Here is a 21,372-nt window from a genome sequence, read left to right as displayed (position 1 = left end):
GCCGAGCACGAAAATCACGCAAAGCGCCGAGGTTCCGTGCGGGTGAAGCGGCGCGGCTGGCCTTCGGGCGCCTTGGCCGTTAGAGGTTCGTCAACGCCGTTCCCGCCGGCCGGCGGGACGGCCCCTCGCGAACCCGGGAAACGTCGATGTCCGTCCTGTCCAGAGCCTGCCTCGTCGCGGCCGTGGCCGCGCTCGCGGGCGGCTGCATCAACAATCCCCTCGGCCAGGTCGGCGGCGTGCTCCCGGCGGGCGATGTCGGCCCGCCGCCCTCCTTGCGCGGCGACGTGAAGCTGCCAGCCCGCAGCAGCGGCGACCTCGCCCAGGCGGCGACCGAGCCGACCCGCCGCCTCAACGTCCCGGCCAATTCCCGCGCCAGCGGCGACACCCTGAGCGCCCCGCCCCGGCGCATCCGCCGCGAGGATATCGAGGGCGAGGGCGGCGCCGGCGGCAGCAGCGGCAACAGCCTGTCGCCCACCATCGGCTCGGGCGGCTCGGTCGGGCTCGGCGGCAAGTTCTAAGTGCACCTCGCAAAACTCCCGCTGCGCTGGCGCCGCCACATCGAGCGACGCCGGTGACCGGGAGTTTCGTGAGAGATACTCAGTCGGCCGCATCCTAAGTCGTCCGGGAGTCGCGGCTCTCCGCGTCGGCCCTGGCGGCGGCGCGGCGGGCCCGGGTCTCCTGCGCCCGCGCGGTCTCGCGCAGGCGCCGCAGGCGCTCCTCCAGGCCGGTGCGGGTCGCCGGCCACCAGCCGCGGCCGGGCGCGTCGGGCGCCGCCGCCGGCACCGTCTCGGCCACTTCCCCGAAGGTCGGGATCCGCCACCAGCCCCAGACCAGCGGCCCCGGCGCGGTGATGGCGGGGTAGTGGGCGAGCGCGTCGGTCTCCGCGATGGGCGCGTCGTCGAGGGCCTCGAACACCACCACCCCCGCCTCCGCCACCTCGACCGCGGCGCCGAGCGGCGGGGGATCGCCCCGGGGCACCGGGTGGCGCTTGCGCCGGCGCTCCGCCTCGGCCGCAGGGTCGCGGGCAGCCTCGCGCCGGGCGCGCCGCGCCTCCGGCTCGTTTGCCGCCGCCGCCGCCTCGATCACGGCCCAGGCCTCCTTCAGCGCCTCGTAGGAGCGCCAGGGCACCCGCCAGGCCCGGATCTCCGGCGCCCAGGCGGCGAACGGGATGGTGCGCAGGGTGTCGACGACGATGCGCGAGTAGGGCGTGCGGACGAGCAGCGCCTCGGGCTCGGCCGCGAGGTAGCGGCTCTCCAGCGGCTCGAAGGCGTAGGCGTCGCGGCCCTTGTCGTCGCCGTAGGCGTCGAGGGCCGAGATCTCCCGGGCGATCCAGGCATCGGCCCGCTGCTCGGCGGTCGTGCCGGGCACGAACCAGCGCCGGAGCTTGCGCCGCCAGCGGGCGGTCGGGAAGGCCTCCTTGAAGCGGGCGAGCAGCGCGCGGTCGAACGGCATCGCCACCAGCACCCCGGGGCGCTTGGCGGTGCCGGGCGCCACCGCGAAGCCCGCCCCACGGGCGACCTCGCCTTCAGGTCCCCCCTGCCCGTCCTCCCGTCCCGCCTCGGCCATGGTCGCCTCAGATCGTCGTGGCCCTGCCGCCGTAATAGTCGTCGAGGCGCCCGCCGTAGCCGGGATCGGTGAACGGGTCCTCGCCGGGGCCGTGACGCGGGGCGCCGGCCAGGGTGTCGGCGTCGATGTCGATGACGTAGCCACCGAGCCGCACGTCGTAGGTCAGCGCCTTCCAGGGCACCGGGTGGTAGCTCTCGCCGAAGCCGAGGAAGCCGCCGAAGGACAGGACCGCGTAGGCGACCTGGCCGGTCACCTTGTCGACCATGAAGTTGTAGACGCTGCCGAGATGCTCGCCCTTGCGGTCGTAGACGGCGGTGCCCTCGACCTTGTTCGAGGCGATGAGCCGGCGGGTCTCGTCGAGGGCGATGCCGTCGCCGGACGGGTCGAGCTCCATCGTGCCGGGCTCGCGGTAGGCGCGCTCGTTCGGCGAGGCGCGGTTCTGCGGGAGTTCGGTCGGCATGGCAGGCTCCGTGCTCGAGGTTCCTCCGGGGGAACCGGGCTCGCCCGCGACGGTTCCGCGCCCTCAGCGCGACCATTCCGTCTCTGCGCGCCCTCAGCGCGCTTGGACCTCCTCGGCGCTCTCCTCGGCCTCCTCCCGCTGCTGCTGGTCGACCTCGGTGCGCACCGTGCGGCTCGCCAGCATCATCTCGATCGCGAAGGCGGTGAGCGAGGCGAGCGTGCAGACGATCGAGATGCCGAACAGGAGGAACAGCACGCTCGCCACCGCGGCGTCCCGCAGGGTGCCGAGGAACAGGGTGAGCACCGCGCCGCAGATCGCGACGCCGCCGAGCGCCGCGATCACCACCGCCACGTCGAGGGCGAGGCTGCGCCGGCGCAAGTCCCGCAGGCGGGCCTGATCGCCGGGCCGCTCGGCGATGCGGTCGGACAGCTTCTCGACCTGGTCGGCGATGCGGGCGTGGCGGGTCGAGAAGACGTTGAGCAGCGTCGCGATGCCGGAGAGCAGGAAGACCGGGGTCAGCGCCACCTGGATGATATGGGCGATCGAGTCGACCTGGGACGGATCGGCGGAGGGGATCATGCGGGATTTCGGGGAAAGGCGGGGGGCGCGGCCGGGCGCCGGACCAGATCCGCCACGAAATAGGGCGCGGCGGCACGGTATCACGCCGCGCGGATGCCGCAGCGCAGCAGTGGGAGCGATGCCAGTCCATCCGCGTACAAGTACTCCATTAGAGTACACGTGGCGAGACGAGGACAGTCACGGCCTGGGACGCAGGGGCGTCACGTCTTCACTGCGCGCGATCCGCCCGGCGCGCCGCGGCGAGCAGCCCCTCATCCGGATCGTCGTGGGGATGCATTGCCGCACGGGATGCGGCGCGGCGCCGGAACCTTGACGCCTAGCCGGTATAAAACTACTGATACCCGTGGGAGTTGCAGCTTTTCCGTGGGCAACCTGCCGGGACGCGCTCCAGTGGAGGGGTTCGTGCGGGGACGAGACGGGACGCCGGCGGAACCGCCGGCGGGAGGGCTGGCGGCGGCCTGCGCGGCGCAGGACGCGGTGGCGACCTGGCAATGGGACATCGGGCGCGACGTCCTGTGCGGCGACGACCGCATGGCCGCCCTCTATGGGCTCGATCCCGCCCGCCTGCGCACCGGCGCGCCGATCCCCCTCCTCCTCGACCGCATCCACCCGGAGGACCGGGGCGGCGTGCGGGCCCGCATCCGGCGGGCGGCGGAGGAAGGCGGGTCCTACGTCCTGCCCTACCGCCTGCTGTCGCGGGACGGCGGCGTGCGCTGGGTGCTGTCCTGCGGCCGCTGCACCCGCGACGCCGCGGGCCGGCCGCTCGAGGGACGGGGCGTCGTCATCGACCTGACCGGCGGCCGGGCCCACCCCCTGGAGCGCGCCGCCGAGCACGGCATCGCGGTCCGCCGGGCGGTCGACGACTGGCACGACCCGTTCCTGCACCGCCTCGCTGACATGCTGCTCCTGGAGATCGGCCGCGGGCTCGCAGCGGACCGGGTGCCGTCGGCGTGGAAGAATTGAGGGTGTTGTATCGTCTGTTCGGGTCGCGACACCGATAGGAAGGCCGCAGGATCTCCCCCTCTCCCCGCGGGCGGGGAGAGGGGAAGGCCCACCCGCCGCCTCACCCCGCCACGATCGCGAGCCGCGCCCCGTGGGTGAGGCGCGGGTCGAGCTCGCCCGCCCCCATCGCAGACCGGAAGACGGCCGCGACCGGCCCCTCGCCCCGCTCGGCCAGCGCCCCGGCCAGCACCCCGTCCGCGCCCGCAGGGCTCGCCAGGGTGACGGTGGTGGCGGAACCGAGCGGCAGGGTCACGGCGCGGGCCGGACTTCCGAAAATCTCGGTCTCGACGATCGGCGCGTCGGCCCCGGTGCCGAGGAGGGCGGCGTAGCGCGCGCGGGAGGCCGCGACGTCGCGCACCGCTACCGTGAGGGAGGCGACCCCGGTGACGCCGTTGTCGTGGCGGCGCACGTCGCCCTCCTGCACGCGCAGCCCGCGGGGCGTGACGTCGCCGCACAGGAACGGCACGTCGGAGCCCGGCGCCCGGGCGGTCTTCCAGTCGAGGCGGGCGCCGTCCGGCCGGAAGCGGCCGCCGGGCTGAGGATCGGCGATGTCGAGGCCGCGGGCTTGCGCGGCCTCGACGTCGGCCTCGATGTTCGAGGGCAGCAGCGCGTGATCGAGGAAGCCCTCGCCGGCGCGGTGATAGACCTCCGACCAGCGGTTGCCGGGCTCGGGCTTCTTGAACGCGATCAACTCGAGATAGGCGCCGTCCTGGAGCACCACCAGCACGTTGTGGGTGATGCCGTTCTGGTGCTCGCCGCCGCGGATCACCGTGAAGCCGAGGCTGGAATAGTCCGCGAAGGCCGCGTCGAGGTCGGCGACCGCGATGACGAGGTGGTCGAGGGTGAGGGACATGACGTTTCCTCTTCAGGCGGCCGGCATCTGCGGCCGGCCGGGGATCCAGGAGCGGCCGGGCACCGCCTCCAGGAGGGCGCGGGTATAGGCGGCCCGCGGGGCGGAGAAGACCTCCGCGGTCGGGCCCGCCTCGACGACGGCGCCGTCCTTCATGACGGCGATCCGGTCGCAGATCTGGCCGGCGACGCGCAGGTCGTGGGTGATGAACAGCATCGAGAGCCCGAGCCGATCGCGTAAACCATCGAGCAGCGCGAGCACCTGCGCCTGCACCGAGACGTCGAGGGCCGAGACCGGCTCGTCGGCGACCAGCACCTCGGGCTCCAAGGCCAGCGCCCGGGCGAGCCCGATGCGCTGGCGCTGGCCGCCGGAGAATTCATGCGGCAGGCGGTCCATCGCCGCCGGGTCGAGCCCGACGAGGGCGAACAGCTCGCGCGCCTTCGCCATCGCCTCGGTCCGGGGGACGCCGTGCAGCATCGGCCCCTGCGCGACGAGGTCGCCGGCGCGGCGTCGCGGGTTGAGCGAGGCGAAGGGGTCCTGGAACACCATCTGCACCCGGCGGGCCTGCTGCCGCATCGCCTTGCGCGACAGGCCCGCCAGATCGGTGTCGCCGAGGCGGATCGTGCCGCCGTCGGGATCGAGCAGGCGCACGATGCAGCGGGCGAGCGTCGACTTGCCGGAGCCCGATTCGCCGACGATGCCGAGCGTCGTGCCCCGCGGCAGCGACAGGCTCACGTCCCGGACCGCGTGCGTCACCCGGGCCCGGCCCGGGATCAGGCCGCCGCCGGTGCGATAGGTCTTCGAGACGCCCTCGAGCGTCAGGATCGCTGCGCCCGCCGCCGGGCGGGACGGGCGCGGCAGCAAGGGCGGCACCGCGCCGATCAGCGCCCGGGTGTAGGCCGCCTGCGGGCGGTTCAGCACGGCGTCCGCCGGTCCCTCCTCGACGAGGCGCCCGGCCTGCATCACGGCGACCCGGTCGGCGATCTCCGCCACCACCCCGAAATCGTGGGTGATGAACAGCACTCCCATGCCGCGCCGCCGCTGGATGTCGCGGATCAGCGCCAGGATGCGCCCCTGCGTCGTCACGTCGAGGGCGGTGGTCGGCTCGTCGGCGATGAGGAGCGCCGGCTCCAGCGCCAGCGCCATCGCGATCATCACCCGCTGGCGCTGACCGCCCGACAATTCGTGCGGATAGGCGCGCAAAGCCGCCGTGGGATCGGGCATCCGCACCTCTGCCAGCAGCGCCAGGGTCTTTTCGCGGATCGCGCGGGCACTCAAGCCGGTGTGGATGCGAAACGTCTCGGCGATCTGGTCGCCGGCCCGCCGCAGCGGGTTCAGGGCCGTCATCGGCTCCTGGAAGATCATGCCGATCTCACGGCCTCTGAGGCGCCGCATCTCGGCCTCCGGGGCGCCGACGAGGTCGCGGCCGCGAAACAGCACCTCTCCCGCATCGGGCCGCACGCCGGCCGGCAGCAGCCGCATCACCGTGTTGGCCAGCACCGACTTGCCCGAGCCGGACTCGCCGACGACGCACAGGATCTCGTTGGCGGCAAGCGACAGGGAGACGCCGGACAGCGCGTGGCTGCGGTCGGCCCCCGGCGGCAGGCGGACCGAGAGGTTCTGGACCCTGAGAAGTTCGCTCATGACACGGCCTTCACCGGGGCGCGGCCGCGCAGGCGCGGGTTGAGGGCGTCGTTGAGGCCCTGGCCGACCAGCGACACGGCGAGCACCGTCACCAGGATCGCGACGCCCGGAATCGCCGAGACGTACCATTGCGTGCGCAGCACGCCGCGCCCGGCCCCGATCAGGTTGCCCCAGGAGGCGACGTTCGGGTCCGAGAGGTTGAGGAAGGCGAGCGCGCTCTCGAGCAGGATCGCCACCGCCATCACCACGCTGGCGTAGACGATCACCGGCGGCAGCGCGTTGGGCAGGATCTCCCGGGCGATGATGCGGGCGTCGCCCATGCCGAGCACCCGGCAGGCCTGGACGAATTCGCGGTTGCGCAGGGTCAGGAACTCGGCCCGGGTCAGCCGGGCCGGGGCCGGCCAGGAGACGAGGCCGATCGCCACCGTGACGGTGGTGATGTCCGAGCCGAACACCGCGACGAGCACGAGGAGCAGCAGGAAGTTCGGCAGGGTCTGGAAGGCTTCCGTGATCCGCATCAGCACGTCGTCGATGACGCCGCCGTAGAAGCCCGCGACCGCGCCGACCGCGATGCCGATCGCGATGGCGATCACCGTGGCGACGAGGCCGATCAGGAGCGAGACCCGGGCGCCGTGGAAGACCTGGGCGGCAATGTCGCGCCCGCTCCCGTCGGTGCCGAGCCAGACCTTCGGGTTGACGAAGGGCCATTGCAGCGGCCGGCCGGCAAGCCCGAGCGGGTCCTTGGGAAACAGCACCGGGGCGGCGAGCGCCACCGCGATGACGAGGAGGAGGAGCACGGCGCCGAGCAGGGCCGCCGGGTTGCGCAGATAGCGTGTCAGGGCCGCCATCGCCTCAGCGCCCCGCCGCGATGCGCGGATCGAGCCGGCCGTAGATCAGATCGACCAGGAAATTCACCGTGATGACAAGGAGCGCGGAGACGAACACGATGCCGAGAAGCGTGTTGAGGTCGCGCTGCACCACCGATTCGTAGGCGAGCCGCCCGAGGCCCGGCAGCGCGAACACGCTCTCGACCACCACCGAGCCGCCGAGCATCGTGCCGGCCTGCAAGCCCACCAGGGTCACCATCGGCAGGAGCGCGTTGCGGAGCGCGTGGCGCACGATCACGCCGGTCTCGCCCAGCCCCTTGGCGCGGGCGGTGCGGACGTAGTCGAGGCTCATCACCTCCAGCATCGAGGCGCGCATGATCCGAAGATACGTGGCGAGGAAGACGAGGGCCAGCGTCAGCGTCGGCAGGACGAGGTGGCGGGCGATGTCGAGGATGCGGGTGAGGCCGGTGTAGCCGGCACCGACCTCCTCGAAGCCGCCGGCCGGCAGCCAGCCGAGGCGGATCGCGAACAGCACGATCCCCATCAGTCCGAACCAGAACGAGGGCGTGGCGTAGAACATCAGGCCGAGCGTCGAGATCAGGGTGTCGGGCCACTGCCCGATCCGCCGCGCCGCCAGCACGCCGAGGCAGGTCCCGCCGGTAAAGGCGAGGGTGAGGGAGGCGCCCATCAGCATGAGCGTCACCGGCAGCCGCTCGGCGATCACGGTCGCGACCGGCTTGCCGTAGATCGCCGACTGGCCGAGGTCGAGCTGCACCAGCCGCCACAGGTAGCGGGCGAGCTGCGCCGCCGCCGGCAGGTCGAGGCCGTAATAGCGGCGCAGCTCCTCGGCGGTCGCCGGATCGCCGCCGCCCATCTGGGCCATCAGCGCGTCGACGGTGTCGCCGGGGGCGAGCTGGAGCAGCAGGAACAGCCCCGCCAGGATCACGAGGAGGGTGGGCAGGCTGGCGGCGAGGCGGCGCAGGGCCAGGAGGAGGATGGTCATCGAATAGCCTCGGGCACCGCGCCGCCCCGACCCCTCCCCCCTCTGCGGGGGAGGGTGCCCCGCGCAGCGGGGCGGGAGAGGGGAACCACGCTTCCGGAAAGGTCGCGACCGTCATGAAGGATGCGAGCTGGATCAGCGTCGCGCTGCCCCTCTCCCGGCCTGCTCCGCAGGCCACCCTCCCCCGCAGAGGGGGGAGGGTTGAGCGTCGTGCGCGTCATCGACGGGTCGCTCACCCCTCGATCCACGCATCGTGCCAGTCGCCCGAGCCCCAGCGCGGGGTGTTGTGGTCGCCATGCACCCGCTTGCTCGTCGCCGACAGGAAGGTGCGCTCGGTCATCATCCAGACCGGGATCTCGTCGTTCACCGCCTTCACCCATTGGGCGTAGAGGCCTTTACGCTTCTCCGGATCCAGCTCGCTCGCCGCCTCGTCGATGAGGCGGTCGACGAGGTCGGATTGCCAGCCGTACTGGTTGGTCCAGGGCGCGCCCTTCGGCGAGCCGGAGCGGTACCAGACGGTGGTCGAGACCGCGGGATCGCCGCGGTACTGGTGCCATCCGGTGGCGAGGTCGAAGTTCCAGTCGCGGTAGACGGTCGAGAGGGCGCCGGCCGTATCGAGGTTGACGATGTCGACCTTGATCCCGACCGCCTGGAGCGATTGCTGGATGAAGGTGGCGAGGAGCGGCACGTCCTCGCCGTTCATGATCGGCACGAGCTTGAGCGAGAACCGGGTGCCGCCGGCGCCGCGCTTGAACCCGGCCTCGTCGAGGAGTGCTGCCGCCTTCTTCGGGTCGAACGTGTAGGGCGGCGGATTGTCCGGGTAGAAGGCGGTCGAGGAGGACGGGATCGGGCCCGTGGCCGGTTTGCCGAGGCCGTAGATGAAGTTCTCGATGAAGAACGGCACGTCGATGGCGTGCGCGATCGCCCGGCGCACCCGGACATCCGCCAGTTCCTTGCGGCGGGTGTTGAATTCGAGCGTGTTGTTGAAGGCGTTGGCCTCCAGCCCCTTGCTCGACACGGTGAAGCGCGGGTCGGACTTCAGCCGGTCGAGATCGGCGAGCGCCAGCGCGTTGTAGGTCGAGAGCTGGACCTGGCCGGTCTCGAGCGCGGCGGAGGCCGCCGCCTTGTCGGTGATGAAGCGCCAGACGATCCGGTCGAGATAGGGAAAGCCCTCGCGCCAGTAGCCTGGGTTGCGCTCGGCGATGACGTGCTGGCCGCGCTCGTAACTCACGAACTTGAACGGCCCGGTGCCGATCGGCGCAGTGTTGGCCGGGTTCTCCAGAACGTTGGTGCCCTCGAAGACGTGCCGGGGCGCGACGTAGCCGAGGTCGCAGAGCGCCCGCAGCAGGAGGTTCAGCGGCATCGGCCGCGAGTAGCGGAAGACGGCGGTGTGGGAATCGGGCGTGTCGACGGCGTCAAGGTACAGCTGGAGCTGCGTGCCGTAGTTCAGGTACTTCTTCCACATCTCCATCGCGGTGTACTGCACGTCCGCGGAGGTGAAGGGCTTGCCGTCGTGCCAGGTCACGCCGGGCCGCAGGCGGAAGGTCACGGTCTTGCCGTCGGGCGCCGCCTCCCACGAGGTGGCGAGCACGCCGGCCGGCTTGCCGTCCTGGTCGAGATCGACCAGCGGCTCGACGATCTTCGAGGTGATGACGTAGACGCCGGTCGAGGCGCGGATCGCCGGGTTGAGCACCCGCTGCTCGCCGTTGAGCTGCACCGTCAGCACGCCGCCACGCCGGGGGGTCCCCGTCGACGTCCCCGTCCCTTGGGCGAGCGCCCGCGTCAGGGCCGCCGGGCTCCAGGCCGCGGTGCCGAGCGCGAGGAGGCCGGCCCGCTTGAGGGCGTCGCGGCGGTCGATGATCATCAGGTGTCCCCGTCGTCGTTTGGGCGCCATCCTTGCTGCAACGCAGCGCCGGCGCAATGGACGAAGCGCGGCAATTTCCGCCCCGTCCGCAGACACTTCGTCTCCCGCGAGGCCGATCGGAAGAAGATTTGTCGTCGCTTGGTCGCCGGGGCGGGCATCGGGTCGCGGGGCGCGATCGACCGGGCGAGGAAACATCGGACGCGACCTGGCGTTCTGGCCTCGACTTCGTTCCACCTCCTCGACCAGGAGCCTCCGATGCCGATTCCCGCCCGCGCCGCCGCGGCCGCCGCCTTCCTCGCGCTTGCCCTGTCGGGCGGGGCCCGCGCCGCCAATGACCTGCCGCCGCCGAAGACCGACGCGATGCCCCCGGTGGAGGTGACGATCACCGCCGAGAACGGCGCGCCGCGTTGCGCCCCCGCCGAGCTGCGCCTGCCGGCGCAGACCAACGTCGATTTGCACGTCACCAACCAGTCGAACCTGCAGGTGTCGCTCACCGCACCGCAGATCTTCCAGAACAAGAACGTGCTGCACCACGACGGCGACGTGGTCCACGTGGCGAGCAACGACGCCTACCTCGTCAAGGCCAACGGCAAGGGCGAGATCCGCCTGCGCACCATCGCGCCGGGCGAGTACACCTATGGCTGCACCGCCACCTCGAAGCAGGACCAGCCGTTCACCGGCAAGCTGACGCTCGTCGACCCAGCGAAGTAGCCGCGACCGCCGCGATCGTCCCGGGGATCCGGACGGTCGCGGCGAGCCCCCTGGCCGGGCCCGTCATTCGAAAATCCGGTACGGCGCCGGTGCGGCCCGCGCCTGCGGCACCTTTCGAAAAGACGGTTTTGCTCGCGCGCGGTTGGCGCTAGGCTCCTTCCCGAACAGGCCGGGGCGCGAGACCCCGGCGACGGGAGGAACCGCGGATGGACTTCACCCTCTCCGAGCGGCAGCGCCACTGGCGCGACCGGGTCCGGGCCTTCATGGACGAGCATGTCCGCCCGGCCGTGCCGACCTACAAGGCCGAGATGGAGGCCTTCGGTTCCGAGCGCTGGCAGCCGGTGCCGGTGATCGAGCGCCTGAAGCCGAAGGCCCGCGAGGCCGGCCTGTGGAACCTGTTCCTGCCCCCCTCGCCCGAGCACGACGACGGGGATTTTCGCGGCGCCGGTCTGACCAACCTCGACTACGCGCTCTGCGCCGAGGAGATGGGCCGGATCCAGTGGGCGTCCGAGGTGTTCAACTGCTCGGCGCCGGATACCGGCAACATGGAGGTGCTGCACCGCTACGGCACGAAGGCGCAGAAGGAGCGCTGGCTCACGCCCCTGATGGCGGGCGAGATCCGCTCGGCCTTCCTGATGACCGAGCCGGACGTGGCGTCGTCTGACGCCACCAACATCGAGACCAGGATCCGCCGCGACGGCGACCACTACGTCATCAGCGGCCGCAAGTGGTGGTCCTCGGGCGTCGGCGACCCGCGCTGCGCCGTCGCGATCGTGATGGGCAAGACCGACACCAGCGCGCCCCTGCACCAGCAGCAATCGCAGATCCTCGTGCCCCTCGACACCCCCGGGATCGAGGTGGTGCGGATGCTGCCGGTCTTCGGCTACGACGACGCGCCGCACGGCCACGCCGAGGTGGTTCTCAACGACGTGCGGGTGCCGGCCGAGAACCTGCTGCTCGGCGAGGGCCGCGGCTTCGAGATCGCGCAAGGCCGACTCGGGCCGGGGCGCATCCACCATTGCATGCGCACCATCGGCGTCGCCGAGGAGGCGCTGGAGAAGATGGCCAAGCGCCTTTTGACCCGCGTCGCCTTCGGCAAGCGCATCGCCGACCACTCGGTCTGGGAGCAGCGCATCGGCGAGGCCCGCACCGATATCGAGATGACGCGGCTGCTCTGCCTCAAGGCCGCCGACATGATGGACAAGGTCGGCAACAAGGGCGCCAAGCTCGAGATCGCGATGATCAAGGTTGCGGCCCCGCGCATGGCGCTGAAGATCATCGACGACGCGATCCAGGCCCATGGCGGCGCCGGGGTCAGCAGCGATGCGGGCCTGGCCTATTCCTACGCCCGCATCCGCACGCTGCGCCTCGCCGACGGGCCGGACGAGGTCCACAACCGCTCGATCGCCCGGCTGGAACTGGCCCAGTACGGCAACCGCGAGCGGCCGAAGGCCTGACGGCGCGATAAGGAAGATCGGCCGCGCGGGGAGCCCGATCGGGAGAACGGGCTTTTCGCGCGGGCGATAAATAAGCAAGACGATGCTTTTGACGGAGCGGACGGCGCTCCGGATACTCAGGGTCAACCGCGCCGCCCGCCTGGGCGGTGCCGGCTCTTCTTGCACAATAAGACGAGCGAGGACCCGCCATGACGCACGCCGTGACGCCGCACGATCCTGAGCCGATCCGCTTCGCCTACTGGGTGCCGAACGTCTCCGGCGGCCTCGTCATCAGCAAGATCCCGCAGCGCACGTCCTGGGACGCCGACTACAACCGGGAACTCGCGCGCATCGCCGAGCGGGCGGGCTTCGACTACGCCCTGACCCAGATCCGCTTCACCGCCGGCTACGGTGCCGAGTACCAGCATGAATCGGTCGCCTTCAGCCACGCGCTGCTCGCCGCCACCGACCGCCTGAAGGTCATCGCCGCGCTCCTGCCCGGGCCGTGGAACCCGACGCTGGCCGCCAAGCAAGTGGCGACGATCTCGCAGCTCACCGGCGGGCGCATCGCCGTCAACATCGTCAGCGGCTGGTTCTCGGGCGAGTTCCGGGCGATCGGCGAGCCCTGGCTCGACCACGACGAGCGCTACCGCCGCTCGGAGGAGTTCATTCGCAGCTTGCGCGGGATCTGGACCGAGGACGATTTCACCTTCCGCGGCGATTTCTACCGCTACACGAACTACACCCTGAAGCCCAAGCCCGCCGAGCCCCTGCCGGAGATCTTCCAGGGCGGCTCGTCGCGGGCGGCGCGCGACATGGCGGCCCGGGTCTCCGACTGGTACTTCACCAACGGCAACACGCCGGAGAACATCGCCAAGCAGGTCGAGGACATCCGCCACAAGGCCGCCGCCGAGGGGCGCAGCGTGAAGGTCGGCGTCAACGCCTTCGTCATCGCCCGCGACACGGAGGAAGAGGCGCAGGCCGTGCTGCGGGACATCATCGACCAGGCCGACCCGGAGGCGGTGCGCGCCTTCGGCCACGAGGTGAAGAATGCCGGCGCCGCCTCGCCGGAGCGCGAGGGCAACTGGGCGAAGTCGAGCTTCGAGGACCTGGTGCAGTACAACGACGGCTTCCGCTCGAACCTGATCGGCACGCCGGACCAGATCGCCGCGCGCATCCTGGCGCTCAAGGATGCCGGCGCCGACCTCGCCCTCCTCGGCTTCCTGCACTTCCAGGAAGACGTGAAGTATTTCGGCGAGCAGGTGATACCGCGGGTGCGGGCGCTGGAGGCGGCGCGGGCCGAGCGGCGGGCGGCGGCCTGACGAGGCCGAGCCGCCGCTCAGATGAACCACAATTTAATCGACCCGGCTCGCACGTAGCCGGATCATCGGGCCCGTTGAAACGGCGGCCCGGTCATGCCTCTCCTTCCCTCCTGCACGGCGGCGCTCCTCCTCCCGCTCGTCTCCGTGCAGGCCCTCGCGGCGGAGGGGGACCGGGCCCGCGTGCTGACCGAGCCGGTCTATATCCGGCCGATCTACGGCACCTACCGCCAGTGCGGCGGCGCCTGCCTCAAGAGCGGCAGCCTGTCGTGGTTCTGCGGCGCGCGCCAGCAATGCAGCCTCGACTGCGCGACCGCGCCGCCTGTCCGCCGCTGCGCCTCGCCATAGATCGGGTGGGTGACGAGAGGAGGCGGGCATGGACGAACCGATCGCGGGACCGATCCACGCCTTTCTCACCGGGAGCGGCCACGACGGACGCGGGCGCAGCCTCGCCACGGTGCTGGCCTTCGACGACGATCACATCGAGGGCGTGCACGACTTCATCCAGTGGCTGTTTCCGCTCGCCGAGGCGAGCCGGGCGGTGCCGGGCGCGCCGGTGCTCGGAGCGGCGGAGGCCGAGGCGATCCGGGCCGATCCGGCGGCGCGGGCCGGGCTCCTGGCCGCGCGCGACCGGATGCTGCGGTTCTATGCCGGGACCGGCCGGTGGCTCACGGCCTTCGACCACAACCACCTGCGCATCACCCGCATCCTCACGTCCCTGCGCGACCTCGTCGGGCCGGACGAGGCGCGGGCCTTCCACGAGAGGATCGTCGCCCTCGTCCGGGCGGCAGGCTCTCCGGTGAACCCGGAGAGCCTTGAGTATTGGCGCAGAGCGACCGAGGATTAGAAGAACGCCTGCAAGCCCGTCTGCGCCCGGCCGAGGATCAGGGCGTGGACGTCGTGGGTGCCCTCGTAGGTGTTCACCGTCTCGAGGTTCTGGGCGTGGCGCATCACGTGGTACTCGCCCATGATGCCGTTGCCGCCGTGCATGTCGCGCGCCTCGCGGGCGATGGCGAGCGCCTTGCCGCAATTGTTGCGCTTGACGAGCGAGATCATCTCCGGCGCCATCCGGCCCTCGTCGAACAGCCGGCCGACGCGCAACGAGCCCTGGAGACCGAGCGCGATCTCGGTCTGCATGTCGGCGAGCTTCTTCTGCACCAGCTGGGTCTGGGCGAGCGGCCGGTTGAACTGCTTGCGGTCGAGCGTGTATTGCCGCGCCCGGTGCCAGCAATCCTCGGCAGCACCCAGCGCGCCCCAGGAGATGCCGTAGCGCGCCCGGTTGAGGCAGCCGAACGGACCTTTGAGCCCCGAGACGTTCGGCAGCAGCGCGCTCTCCGGCACCTCGACGCCGTCCATCACGATCTCGCCGGTGACCGAGGCGCGCAACGAGAGCTTGCCCTTGATCTTCGGCGCCGAGAGCCCCTTCATCCCCTTCTCCAGGATGAAGCCGCGGATCTGGTTGTCATGCGCGGGCGACTTCGCCCAGACCACGAACACGTCGGCGATCGGGGCGTTCGAGATCCAGGTCTTGGCGCCCGACAGCCGGTAGCCGCCGTCGATCTTGTCGGCGCGGGTCTTCATCCCGGCGGGGTCCGACCCGGCATCCGGCTCGGTCAGGCCGAAGCAGCCGACGAACTCGCCCGATGCCAGCTTCGGCAGGTACGTCTTGCGCTGGGTCTCGTCGCCGTAGGCGTAGATCGGGTACATGACGAGCGAGGACTGCACGCTCATCATCGAGCGGTAGCCGGAATCGACCCGCTCGACCTCGCGGGCGACGAGGCCGTAGGCGACGTAAGACGCGCCGGCGCAGCCGTACTCCTCCGGCAGGGTGACGCCGAGCAGGCCCAGCTCACCCATCGCGTTGAACAGCGAGCGGTCGGTCTTCTCCTCGGCATAGGCTTCGACGATGCCGGGCAGCAGGCGCTCCTGCGCGAAGCTGCGGGCCGAGTCGCGGATCAGGCGCTCGTCGTCGGTGAGCTGGTCGTCGAGCAGGAACGGGTCGTCCCACCGGAAGGCGCCGCGGGTCCCCTCGTTGGGCTTGACCGGGCTGAGGTTGGTCTGGGTCGCGACCGCGGCGGACGGGGGGTTCATGGCGTCTCCTCCTTGCAATTCGGGCCGGACGTTACCTCGGGTGCGCCGGCTTCACCAGGATGCGAAACCGCATTCCGCACGCGCCAGCCATGCAGGCGGCCGGGGGGCCGCGGCATGGGCGGGATCACTTGATCGGCTGCTTGTCGAGCTTGCGGGCGAGCGTGCGCCGGTGCATCCCGAGCCGGCGCGCGGTCTCCGAGATGTTGAAGTCGGTCTCGACCAGGGTCTGGTGGATGCGCTCCCATTCGAGCGTCTTGATCGAGGTCGGCCGGCCGTCGAGGGAGACGTCGACGTCTCCTGCCGCCTTCGAGAACGCCGCCTCGATGTCGTCGGTGTTGGCGGGCTTGGCGAGGTAGTGGCAGGCGCCGAGCTTGATTGCCTCGACGGCCGTGGCGATGCTGGCGTAGCCGGTGAGCACGACCGTCAGGATACCGGGATCGTGGTCGTGGAGCGCCTTGACGCAGGCGAGGCCCGATTCACCGTTGAGCTTGAGATCGACCACGGCGTAGGCCGGCGTGCGCTCGGCGAGCAGCGCCTCGAGGGGGGCAAGGCCGGCGAGGCTCACCACGGTGTAGCCGCGCCGCTCGAGCGAGCGGGTCAGGGTGGCGGCGAAGCGGTCGTCGTCCTCGACGATGACGAGCAGGCGGTCGTCGTCGGACATCCTACACCGTCAGGCTGGAGAGCGGCAGGCTGATGGTCACGACGGCGCCTCCGTAGCTGCGGTTGCGGGCCTCCACCGTGCCGCCGAGCTTGCGCACGACGTTGACGACCAGGAACAGCCCGAGCCCGCCGCCGAGGCGCCCCTTGCTCGATGTATAGGGCTGGCCGAGCCGCGCCAGCATCTCGGGCGCGAAACCCGGGCCGCGATCGGTGACCGAGAGCCGCAGGGTGTCGCCGTCGCGCGAGAGCACCAGCTCGACGAAGCTCGGCGACAGGTCGAGGGCATTGTCGAGGACGTTGAACAGCACCTGCTTGAGGGCGGTGTCGGAGACGATCTCCTGGTCCTCGCCGAACTCGTCGCGGACCTGGAAGCAGAAGCACGAGCGCATCCGCCGCCAGTCGCCGACGAGCTCGGTGACGAAGCCGCGCACGGTGGTGAGGTGGGGCGCCTCGCCGCGGGCGGCGCCGGCGGCGAGCAGGATGCCGGTGACGATCGCCTTGCAGCGTCCCACCGCCTCCTGCATCTCCTCGATCTCGCGGGCGATGTCGGGGGAGGCGGTGAGCTCGGGCATCCGGCGCCAGTCGCCGAGGATCACCGAGAGCGAGGAGAGCGGCGTGCCGAGCTCGTGCGCGGCGCCTGACGCCAGCAGGCCCATCCGGACGATGTGGTCCTCCTCCGCCGCGCGCTGGCGTAATGAGGCGAGCCGCGCATCCTGCCGGCGCAGGTTGCGCGAGATCCGGGTGACGAACACCGCGATGAGCGCGGCGTCGATCACGAAGCTCACCAGCATGCCGACGAGGTAGAGCCGAAACAGCTCGCCGCTGTCGCCCGGCGGCAGCACCAGCGGCCGGTAGGCCAGCATCAGGACGCCGAGCGCCGCGGTGGTGATGGCGACGAGGCCGATCGTCGCCCGGCTGCTGAGCAGCACCGCCGCGAGGGTGAGCTGGAGCAGGAACAGCGAGGTGAACGGGTTGGTGGCGCCGCCGCTCAGCGAGAGTTGCAGCGTGAGCGCCACCACGTCGAGCAGGAGGGCGATGAACAGCACCCCCTCGGTGACGCCGCCGCCGCGGGCGATCCAGCCCAGGCTGACGAGGTTGAGGAGGACGAGCCCGGCGAGCACCACCGCCATCGCCCCGAGCGGCAGGGCGATGCCGAGGCCCGCTTGCGCCACCGCGATGGTGACGACCTGGCCCGCCACCGCGATCCAGCGCAGCTGCACCAGGAGGAGGAGGTTCTGGCGGCCGCCGTCGTGATCCTCGAGCGCGCCGGACTCGCCGAGGCCGGCAAGCGAGCCGATGCCGAGGTGGCGGGCGGCGGCGACGAGGGTGGCGCGGGCGGTGCGGCGCAGGTCGGGCCAGTCGGTCATGAGATCACCGACGAGGCACGCGCGAGAACCCTCCCCCCACGGAACTCGGGCAAGCCCGAGTTCCGTGGGGGGAGGGTTCTCTCACGCGCGTTCCGACCTGGACTCATCACCCCGAATAATCCGCCTCACCGCTCCCGCAGCGTCCGATACACCGCGTACCCCGACAACGCCGCGAGGCCGAACCAGGTCAGCGCGTAGATCAGGTGGTGGTTGCGGAACGCCACGACGGTGAGCCCGCCGACCGGCCCGCCGGGGCGGTTGGCCGACGCATCCGCGTCGATGAAGTAGGGCGCCACCGGGCCGAGCCCCTTGGCGTCGGCGATCGCCGCGACGTCGCGGGAGTACCAGCGGTCGTGGGCCGGATCGTTGCTGCGCAGGAAGCCGCCGCCGGGCTCCGGCAGGCGCAGCAGGCCTGTCACCGTCGCGGCCCCCTCCCCGTCTCCTCTCGCAGGCTGCCAGTCCGCGGGCACGAAGCCGCGGTTGACCAGGATGGTATCGCCGGCCTCGGTCACGAGGGGGACGAGGAGCCAGGAGCCTGCGCCCTTCTCGGTCACCGCCATGGTGCGGACGGCGCGGTCGGAGAGGAAGCGGCCCGAGGCGGTGACGCGGCGGTACTCGTCGGCGTCGCGGGAGATCGCCGGCCACGCGGCCCGGCCGGGGGCCGGGACGGGGGGGCTGGCGAGCCGTGCCTCGACCCGAGCGATGAGGTCGAGCTTCCAGGCCCGCCGCTCGACCTGCCAGATCCCGAGACCGAGGAACAGGGCGGTGGCGAGCAGCGACAGCGCCACCAGGAGGAGGCGCTTGCGCCGGGACGGCGGAACCGTCCCGGCAGGCTTTGCGAGATCGGTGCTCGCCGTCACGGCATGGTGCGCATGTCGCCCGGCGACATCGGCATCATGTTGGTGTTGAGGTGGTACATCACCCACAGCGAGCCCGAGAGCGCGATCACCACCAGCACGATGGTGAAGATCAGCGCCATCATGGTCCAGCCGCCCTCCGAGCGGGCGTTCATGTGCAGGAAGTAGACCATGTGGACGACGATCTGCGCCACCGCGAAGCCCATGATGACGAGGGAGGTGACGCGGGAATCCGAGAAGACCTCCGCCATCACCAGCCAGAACGGGATCGCCGTCAGGATCGCCGACAGGACGAAGCCGGTGATGTAGCCCCGGCGCGAGCCGTGGCCGGCCTCGTGGTGGTCGTGGACGACCTCGACGTGGACGTCGTCGGAGATGGGAGCGCGGACGCTCATTTCAGGGACCCCATCAGGTAGACGAAGGTGAAGACGCCGATCCAGATCACGTCGAGGAAGTGCCAGAACATGCTCAGGCACATCAGCCGGCGGCGGTTGGCCTCGATCAGGCCGCGCTGGTGCACCTGCACCATCAGGGTCACGAGCCAGACCAGGCCGAAGCTGACGTGCAGGCCGTGGGTGCCGACCAGGGTGAAGAACGACGACAGGAAGGCGCTGCGCTGGGGCGTGGCGCCCTCGTGGATCAGGTGGGCGAACTCGTAGAGCTCGAGGCCGATGAAGCAGAGGCCGAAGGCCCCGGTGATCGCGAGCCACCGCTGCGTCATGCGCTGGTCGCCCTTCTCCATCTCCAGCATGGCAAAGCCGTAGGTGATGGAGGAGAACAGCAGCATGGCGGTGTTCACCGCCACGAGCTTGAGGTCGAACAGGTCCGCGCCGGACGGGCCCGCCGCGTAGTTCCGTCCGAGCACGCCGTACGTCGCGAACAGGATCGCGAAGATCAGGCAGTCGCTCATCAGGTAGAGCCAGAACCCGAGCATGGTCCCGCCCTCGGCGTGGCCGTGCTCGTCGTCCGTGACGTAGAAGTGCAGCTCGCCGTCGTCCGCTGCGGCGGTGTGTGCGTGTGCCATGGGTTCCTCAGGCTCCCACGGGGGTGGCGGCCGGGGCCGTGGCGAGCGCGCGGGTGCGCGCGTCCTCGGTCCGCGCCACCTCGTCGGCGGGGATGTAGTAGTCGCGGTCGTAGTTGAAGGTGTGGATGATGGTCGCCGCGATCACGCCGACGAAGGCAAGCGCCGCGAGCCACCAGACGTACCACACCATGGCGACGCCGAAGACGGTGGCGATGGCGGAGATGATCACGCCCGCGCCAGTGTTCTTGGGCATGTGGATGGCCTTGTAGCCCTCCACCGGACGCGTGTGGCCGCGGCTCTTCATGTCCCACCAGGCGTCGCCGTCATGCACCATCGGCGTGAAGGCGAAGTTGTAGGCCGGCGGCGGCGAGGAGGTCGCCCATTCGAGGGTGCGGCCGCCCCAGGGATCGCCGGTGAGGTCGCGAAGCTGCTCGCGCCGCAGGATGCTGACGGCGAACTGGACGATCATCGCGCCGATGCCGCAGGCGACCAGCAGCGCGCCGAAGGCCGCGATGACGAAGAGCGGCTGGTACTCGGTGCCCGAGAACGAGCTCATGCGCCGGGTCACGCCCATCAGGCCGAGGATGTAGAGCGGCGTGAACGCGACCCAGAACCCGCTGACCCAGCACCAGAACGAGACCTTGCCCCAGAACGGGTCGAGGCGGAAGCCGAAGGCCTTCGGCCACCAGTAGTAGATGCCGGCGAACAGGCCGAACAGCACGCCGCCGATGATCACGTTGTGGAAGTGCGCGACCAGGAACAGCGAGTTGTGGAGGATGAAGTCGGCCGGGGGCACGGCGAGGAGCACGCCGGTCATGCCGCCGACGACGAAGGTCAGCATGAAGGCGACGGTCCACATCATCGGCAGGTCGAAGCGGATCCGGCCGCGATACATGGTGAACAGCCAGTTGAAGATCTTCGCGCCCGTCGGGATCGAGATGATCATCGTGGTGATGCCGAAGAACGAGTTGACGCTCGCCCCCGACCCCATGGTGAAGAAGTGGTGCAGCCAGACCAGGTAGGACAGGATGGTGATGACGACGGTGGCGTAGACCATCGAGGCGTAGCCGAACAGGCGCTTGCCGGAGAAGGTCGAGGTCACCTCGGAGAAGATGCCGAAGGCCGGCAGCACCAGGATGTAGACCTCGGGGTGGCCCCAGATCCAGATCAGGTTCACGTACATCATCGGGTTGCCGCCGAGATCGTTCGTGAAAAAGTTGGTGCCGACGTAGCGGTCGAGGGTGAGGAGCGCCAGCACCGCCCCGAGGACCGGGAAGGAGGCGACGATCAGGATGTTGGTGCAGAGCGAGGTCCAGGTGAAGACCGGCATCTTCATCAGCGACATGCCCGGCGCCCGCATCTTGACGATGGTGGCGATCAGGTTGACGCCCGACAATGTCGTGCCGACGCCCGCGATCTGGAGCGCCCAGATGTAGTAGTCGACGCCGGTGCTCGGCGAGTAGGCGATGTTGGAGAGCGGCGGATAGGCGAGCCAGCCGGTGGCCGCGAACTCGCCGACGAACAGCGACATCATCGTCAGCACGACGCCGCCGGTGGTCATCCAGAAGCTGAAGTTGTTGAGGAACGGGAAGGCGACGTCGCGGGCGCCGATCTGGAGCGGCACCACGAAGTTCATCAGCCCGGTGACCAGCGGCATCGCCACGAAGAAGATCATGATCACGCCGTGGGCGGTGAAGATCTGGTCGTAGTGGTGCGGCGGCAGGAAGCCCTCGGCGCCGCCATGCGCGATCGCCTGCTGCGAGCGCATCAGTACCGCGTCGGCGAAGCCGCGCAGCAGCATGACGAGCCCGAGGACCATGTACATGATCCCGATCTTCTTGTGGTCGACGCTGGTGATCCAGTCGCGCCAGAGCGGGCCCCAGAGCTTGTACTTGGTCAGCACGCCGAGGACGGCGAGGCCGCCCAGCGCCACGACCAGGAAGGTCACCACCACGATCGGCTCGTGGAGCGGCAGGGATTCGATGGTGAAGCGGCCGAACAGGAGCCGCCACCAGTGCGGGTAGGCTTCGATCGGATTGTGCTCGGAGTTCATGGCTCAGCCTGGAGTGCAGGTAGCTTCTTTTAAGGGCCCGGGCCGGGCGGGGCCGCGCGAGG

Annotated in this window: 22 protein-coding genes; 7 read left to right on the top strand and 15 right to left on the bottom strand. The window is 70.7% G+C overall.

All coding sequences use genetic code 11. From position 1 onward, the window contains the following. Nucleotides 1-146: 146 nt before the first annotated feature. Nucleotides 147-518, top strand: coding sequence for a hypothetical protein (locus ACS5PV_RS05175; protein WP_455394294.1), 372 nt, complete (start codon nucleotides 147-149; stop codon nucleotides 516-518). Between the two features lie 94 nt (nucleotides 519-612). Here ACS5PV_RS05175 and ACS5PV_RS05170 read toward each other — a convergent pair whose 3' ends face one another. From ACS5PV_RS05170 to ACS5PV_RS05160, 3 genes are all read right to left on the bottom strand, one after another. After that, nucleotides 613-1,566 carry a hypothetical protein gene (locus tag ACS5PV_RS05170; RefSeq protein WP_455394293.1) on the bottom strand — a complete coding sequence of 318 codons (954 nt, stop codon included), beginning with the start codon at nucleotides 1,564-1,566 and terminating at the stop codon, nucleotides 613-615. A 7-nt stretch (nucleotides 1,567-1,573) separates the two neighbouring features. Next, complete coding sequence (locus tag ACS5PV_RS05165) at nucleotides 1,574-2,026, bottom strand: PRC-barrel domain-containing protein (RefSeq protein ID WP_455394292.1); 453 nt, start codon at nucleotides 2,024-2,026, stop codon at nucleotides 1,574-1,576. Between the two features lie 93 nt (nucleotides 2,027-2,119). Beyond that, nucleotides 2,120-2,605, bottom strand: a complete 486-nt coding sequence (locus tag ACS5PV_RS05160; protein WP_455394291.1) for a DUF2721 domain-containing protein — start codon at nucleotides 2,603-2,605, stop codon at nucleotides 2,120-2,122. Between the two features lie 402 nt (nucleotides 2,606-3,007). On the opposite strand from ACS5PV_RS05160, the gene ACS5PV_RS05155 reads away from it, so the two are divergent. Then, nucleotides 3,008-3,568, top strand: coding sequence for a PAS domain-containing protein (locus ACS5PV_RS05155; protein WP_455394290.1), 561 nt, complete (start codon nucleotides 3,008-3,010; stop codon nucleotides 3,566-3,568). A gap of 100 nt (nucleotides 3,569-3,668) precedes the next feature. Here the strand turns inward: ACS5PV_RS05155 and ACS5PV_RS05150 are convergent, their stop codons facing one another. From ACS5PV_RS05150 to ACS5PV_RS05130, 5 genes are all read right to left on the bottom strand, one after another. Next, complete coding sequence (locus tag ACS5PV_RS05150; protein WP_455394289.1) at nucleotides 3,669-4,460, bottom strand: VOC family protein; 792 nt, start codon at nucleotides 4,458-4,460, stop codon at nucleotides 3,669-3,671. A gap of 12 nt (nucleotides 4,461-4,472) precedes the next feature. Continuing rightward, nucleotides 4,473-6,101 carry an ABC transporter ATP-binding protein gene (locus ACS5PV_RS05145; RefSeq protein ID WP_455394288.1) on the bottom strand — a complete coding sequence of 543 codons (1,629 nt, stop codon included), beginning with the start codon at nucleotides 6,099-6,101 and terminating at the stop codon, nucleotides 4,473-4,475. Continuing rightward, nucleotides 6,098-6,949 carry an ABC transporter permease gene (locus ACS5PV_RS05140; protein WP_455394287.1) on the bottom strand — a complete coding sequence of 284 codons (852 nt, stop codon included), beginning with the start codon at nucleotides 6,947-6,949 and terminating at the stop codon, nucleotides 6,098-6,100. The genes ACS5PV_RS05145 and ACS5PV_RS05140 overlap by 4 nt, the downstream gene beginning before the upstream one ends. Nucleotides 6,950-6,953: 4 nt before the next feature. Next, nucleotides 6,954-7,931: an ABC transporter permease gene (locus tag ACS5PV_RS05135; RefSeq protein WP_455394286.1), complete on the bottom strand. Its 978-nt coding sequence runs from the start codon at nucleotides 7,929-7,931 to the stop codon at nucleotides 6,954-6,956. A 229-nt stretch (nucleotides 7,932-8,160) separates the two neighbouring features. Beyond that, on the bottom strand, nucleotides 8,161-9,792 hold the full coding sequence (locus ACS5PV_RS05130) for an ABC transporter substrate-binding protein (RefSeq protein ID WP_455394285.1): 1,632 nt from the start codon (nucleotides 9,790-9,792) through the stop codon (nucleotides 8,161-8,163). 255 nt (nucleotides 9,793-10,047) lie between these two features. Between ACS5PV_RS05130 and ACS5PV_RS05125 the strand changes: the two genes are divergently transcribed. The 5 genes from ACS5PV_RS05125 (at nucleotide 10,048) to ACS5PV_RS05105 (ending at nucleotide 14,105) form a co-directional block, all read left to right on the top strand. Beyond that, nucleotides 10,048-10,503 carry a hypothetical protein gene (locus ACS5PV_RS05125; RefSeq protein WP_455394284.1) on the top strand — a complete coding sequence of 152 codons (456 nt, stop codon included), beginning with the start codon at nucleotides 10,048-10,050 and terminating at the stop codon, nucleotides 10,501-10,503. A 206-nt stretch (nucleotides 10,504-10,709) separates the two neighbouring features. Beyond that, complete coding sequence (locus ACS5PV_RS05120; protein WP_455394283.1) at nucleotides 10,710-11,960, top strand: acyl-CoA dehydrogenase family protein; 1,251 nt, start codon at nucleotides 10,710-10,712, stop codon at nucleotides 11,958-11,960. A gap of 188 nt (nucleotides 11,961-12,148) precedes the next feature. After that, the gene (sfnG, locus tag ACS5PV_RS05115) at nucleotides 12,149-13,261 is read left to right on the top strand and encodes a dimethylsulfone monooxygenase SfnG (protein ID WP_455394282.1); all 1,113 of its coding nucleotides are present in this window, start codon (nucleotides 12,149-12,151) and stop codon (nucleotides 13,259-13,261) included. Nucleotides 13,262-13,354: 93 nt separating this feature from the next. Beyond that, a complete protein-coding gene (locus ACS5PV_RS05110) occupies nucleotides 13,355-13,606 on the top strand; it encodes a hypothetical protein (RefSeq protein ID WP_455394281.1) in 252 nt (83 codons plus the stop codon). Nucleotides 13,607-13,634: 28 nt separating this feature from the next. Next, nucleotides 13,635-14,105, top strand: a complete 471-nt coding sequence (locus tag ACS5PV_RS05105; protein WP_455394280.1) for an opioid growth factor receptor-related protein — start codon at nucleotides 13,635-13,637, stop codon at nucleotides 14,103-14,105. Here ACS5PV_RS05105 and ACS5PV_RS05100 read toward each other — a convergent pair. The 7 genes from ACS5PV_RS05100 to cyoB all read right to left on the bottom strand — a co-directional run bounded on the left by ACS5PV_RS05100 (nucleotide 14,102) and on the right by cyoB (nucleotide 21,310). Further along, nucleotides 14,102-15,349 carry an acyl-CoA dehydrogenase gene (locus tag ACS5PV_RS05100; protein WP_455394279.1) on the bottom strand — a complete coding sequence of 416 codons (1,248 nt, stop codon included), beginning with the start codon at nucleotides 15,347-15,349 and terminating at the stop codon, nucleotides 14,102-14,104. The two genes, ACS5PV_RS05105 and ACS5PV_RS05100, sit on opposite strands and share 4 nt — an antisense overlap. Before the next feature lie 124 nt (nucleotides 15,350-15,473). Next, nucleotides 15,474-16,010: a response regulator transcription factor gene (locus ACS5PV_RS05095; protein WP_455394278.1), complete on the bottom strand. Its 537-nt coding sequence runs from the start codon at nucleotides 16,008-16,010 to the stop codon at nucleotides 15,474-15,476. A 1-nt stretch (nucleotide 16,011) separates the two neighbouring features. Then, on the bottom strand, nucleotides 16,012-17,376 hold the full coding sequence (locus tag ACS5PV_RS05090; protein ID WP_455394277.1) for an ATP-binding protein: 1,365 nt from the start codon (nucleotides 17,374-17,376) through the stop codon (nucleotides 16,012-16,014). A 125-nt stretch (nucleotides 17,377-17,501) separates the two neighbouring features. Beyond that, complete coding sequence (locus ACS5PV_RS05085; RefSeq protein ID WP_455394276.1) at nucleotides 17,502-18,236, bottom strand: SURF1 family protein; 735 nt, start codon at nucleotides 18,234-18,236, stop codon at nucleotides 17,502-17,504. Further along, the gene (gene cyoD / locus ACS5PV_RS05080) at nucleotides 18,233-18,628 is read right to left on the bottom strand and encodes a cytochrome o ubiquinol oxidase subunit IV (RefSeq protein ID WP_455394275.1); all 396 of its coding nucleotides are present in this window, start codon (nucleotides 18,626-18,628) and stop codon (nucleotides 18,233-18,235) included. Before cyoD ends, ACS5PV_RS05085 begins: the two co-directional genes overlap by 4 nt. Next, on the bottom strand, nucleotides 18,625-19,257 hold the full coding sequence (gene cyoC, locus ACS5PV_RS05075; protein ID WP_455394274.1) for a cytochrome o ubiquinol oxidase subunit III: 633 nt from the start codon (nucleotides 19,255-19,257) through the stop codon (nucleotides 18,625-18,627). Before cyoC ends, cyoD begins: the two co-directional genes overlap by 4 nt. A gap of 7 nt (nucleotides 19,258-19,264) precedes the next feature. Next, a complete protein-coding gene (gene cyoB, locus ACS5PV_RS05070) occupies nucleotides 19,265-21,310 on the bottom strand; it encodes a cytochrome o ubiquinol oxidase subunit I (RefSeq protein WP_455394273.1) in 2,046 nt (681 codons plus the stop codon). Nucleotides 21,311-21,372: the final 62 nt, after the last annotated feature.

The sequence above is a fragment of the Methylobacterium sp. Gmos1 genome, from assembly GCF_053764715.1.
The sequence above is the reverse complement of the archived record's forward strand: the minus strand, read 5'-3'. Positions and strand labels throughout refer to the sequence as shown.

What these genes read in the sequence shown, in the direction of transcription:
- ACS5PV_RS05175 (WP_455394294.1), top strand. Translation starts at nt 147, where the DNA reads ATGTCCGTCCTGTCCAGAGCCTGCCTCGTCGCGGCCGTGGCCGCGCTC.
- ACS5PV_RS05170 (WP_455394293.1), bottom strand. Translation starts at nt 1,566, where the DNA reads ATGGCCGAGGCGGGACGGGAGGACGGGCAGGGGGGACCTGAAGGCGAG.
- ACS5PV_RS05165 (WP_455394292.1), bottom strand. Translation starts at nt 2,026, where the DNA reads ATGCCGACCGAACTCCCGCAGAACCGCGCCTCGCCGAACGAGCGCGCC.
- ACS5PV_RS05160 (WP_455394291.1), bottom strand. Translation starts at nt 2,605, where the DNA reads ATGATCCCCTCCGCCGATCCGTCCCAGGTCGACTCGATCGCCCATATC.
- ACS5PV_RS05150 (WP_455394289.1), bottom strand. Translation starts at nt 4,460, where the DNA reads ATGTCCCTCACCCTCGACCACCTCGTCATCGCGGTCGCCGACCTCGAC.
- ACS5PV_RS05145 (WP_455394288.1), bottom strand. Translation starts at nt 6,101, where the DNA reads ATGAGCGAACTTCTCAGGGTCCAGAACCTCTCGGTCCGCCTGCCGCCG.
- ACS5PV_RS05140 (WP_455394287.1), bottom strand. Translation starts at nt 6,949, where the DNA reads ATGGCGGCCCTGACACGCTATCTGCGCAACCCGGCGGCCCTGCTCGGC.
- ACS5PV_RS05135 (WP_455394286.1), bottom strand. Translation starts at nt 7,931, where the DNA reads ATGACCATCCTCCTCCTGGCCCTGCGCCGCCTCGCCGCCAGCCTGCCC.
- ACS5PV_RS05130 (WP_455394285.1), bottom strand. Translation starts at nt 9,792, where the DNA reads ATGATCATCGACCGCCGCGACGCCCTCAAGCGGGCCGGCCTCCTCGCG.
- ACS5PV_RS05125 (WP_455394284.1), top strand. Translation starts at nt 10,048, where the DNA reads ATGCCGATTCCCGCCCGCGCCGCCGCGGCCGCCGCCTTCCTCGCGCTT.
- ACS5PV_RS05120 (WP_455394283.1), top strand. Translation starts at nt 10,710, where the DNA reads ATGGACTTCACCCTCTCCGAGCGGCAGCGCCACTGGCGCGACCGGGTC.
- sfnG (WP_455394282.1), top strand. Translation starts at nt 12,149, where the DNA reads ATGACGCACGCCGTGACGCCGCACGATCCTGAGCCGATCCGCTTCGCC.
- ACS5PV_RS05110 (WP_455394281.1), top strand. Translation starts at nt 13,355, where the DNA reads ATGCCTCTCCTTCCCTCCTGCACGGCGGCGCTCCTCCTCCCGCTCGTC.
- ACS5PV_RS05105 (WP_455394280.1), top strand. Translation starts at nt 13,635, where the DNA reads ATGGACGAACCGATCGCGGGACCGATCCACGCCTTTCTCACCGGGAGC.
- ACS5PV_RS05100 (WP_455394279.1), bottom strand. Translation starts at nt 15,349, where the DNA reads ATGAACCCCCCGTCCGCCGCGGTCGCGACCCAGACCAACCTCAGCCCG.
- ACS5PV_RS05095 (WP_455394278.1), bottom strand. Translation starts at nt 16,010, where the DNA reads ATGTCCGACGACGACCGCCTGCTCGTCATCGTCGAGGACGACGACCGC.
- ACS5PV_RS05090 (WP_455394277.1), bottom strand. Translation starts at nt 17,376, where the DNA reads ATGACCGACTGGCCCGACCTGCGCCGCACCGCCCGCGCCACCCTCGTC.
- cyoD (WP_455394275.1), bottom strand. Translation starts at nt 18,628, where the DNA reads ATGAGCGTCCGCGCTCCCATCTCCGACGACGTCCACGTCGAGGTCGTC.
- cyoC (WP_455394274.1), bottom strand. Translation starts at nt 19,257, where the DNA reads ATGGCACACGCACACACCGCCGCAGCGGACGACGGCGAGCTGCACTTC.
- cyoB (WP_455394273.1), bottom strand. Translation starts at nt 21,310, where the DNA reads ATGAACTCCGAGCACAATCCGATCGAAGCCTACCCGCACTGGTGGCGG.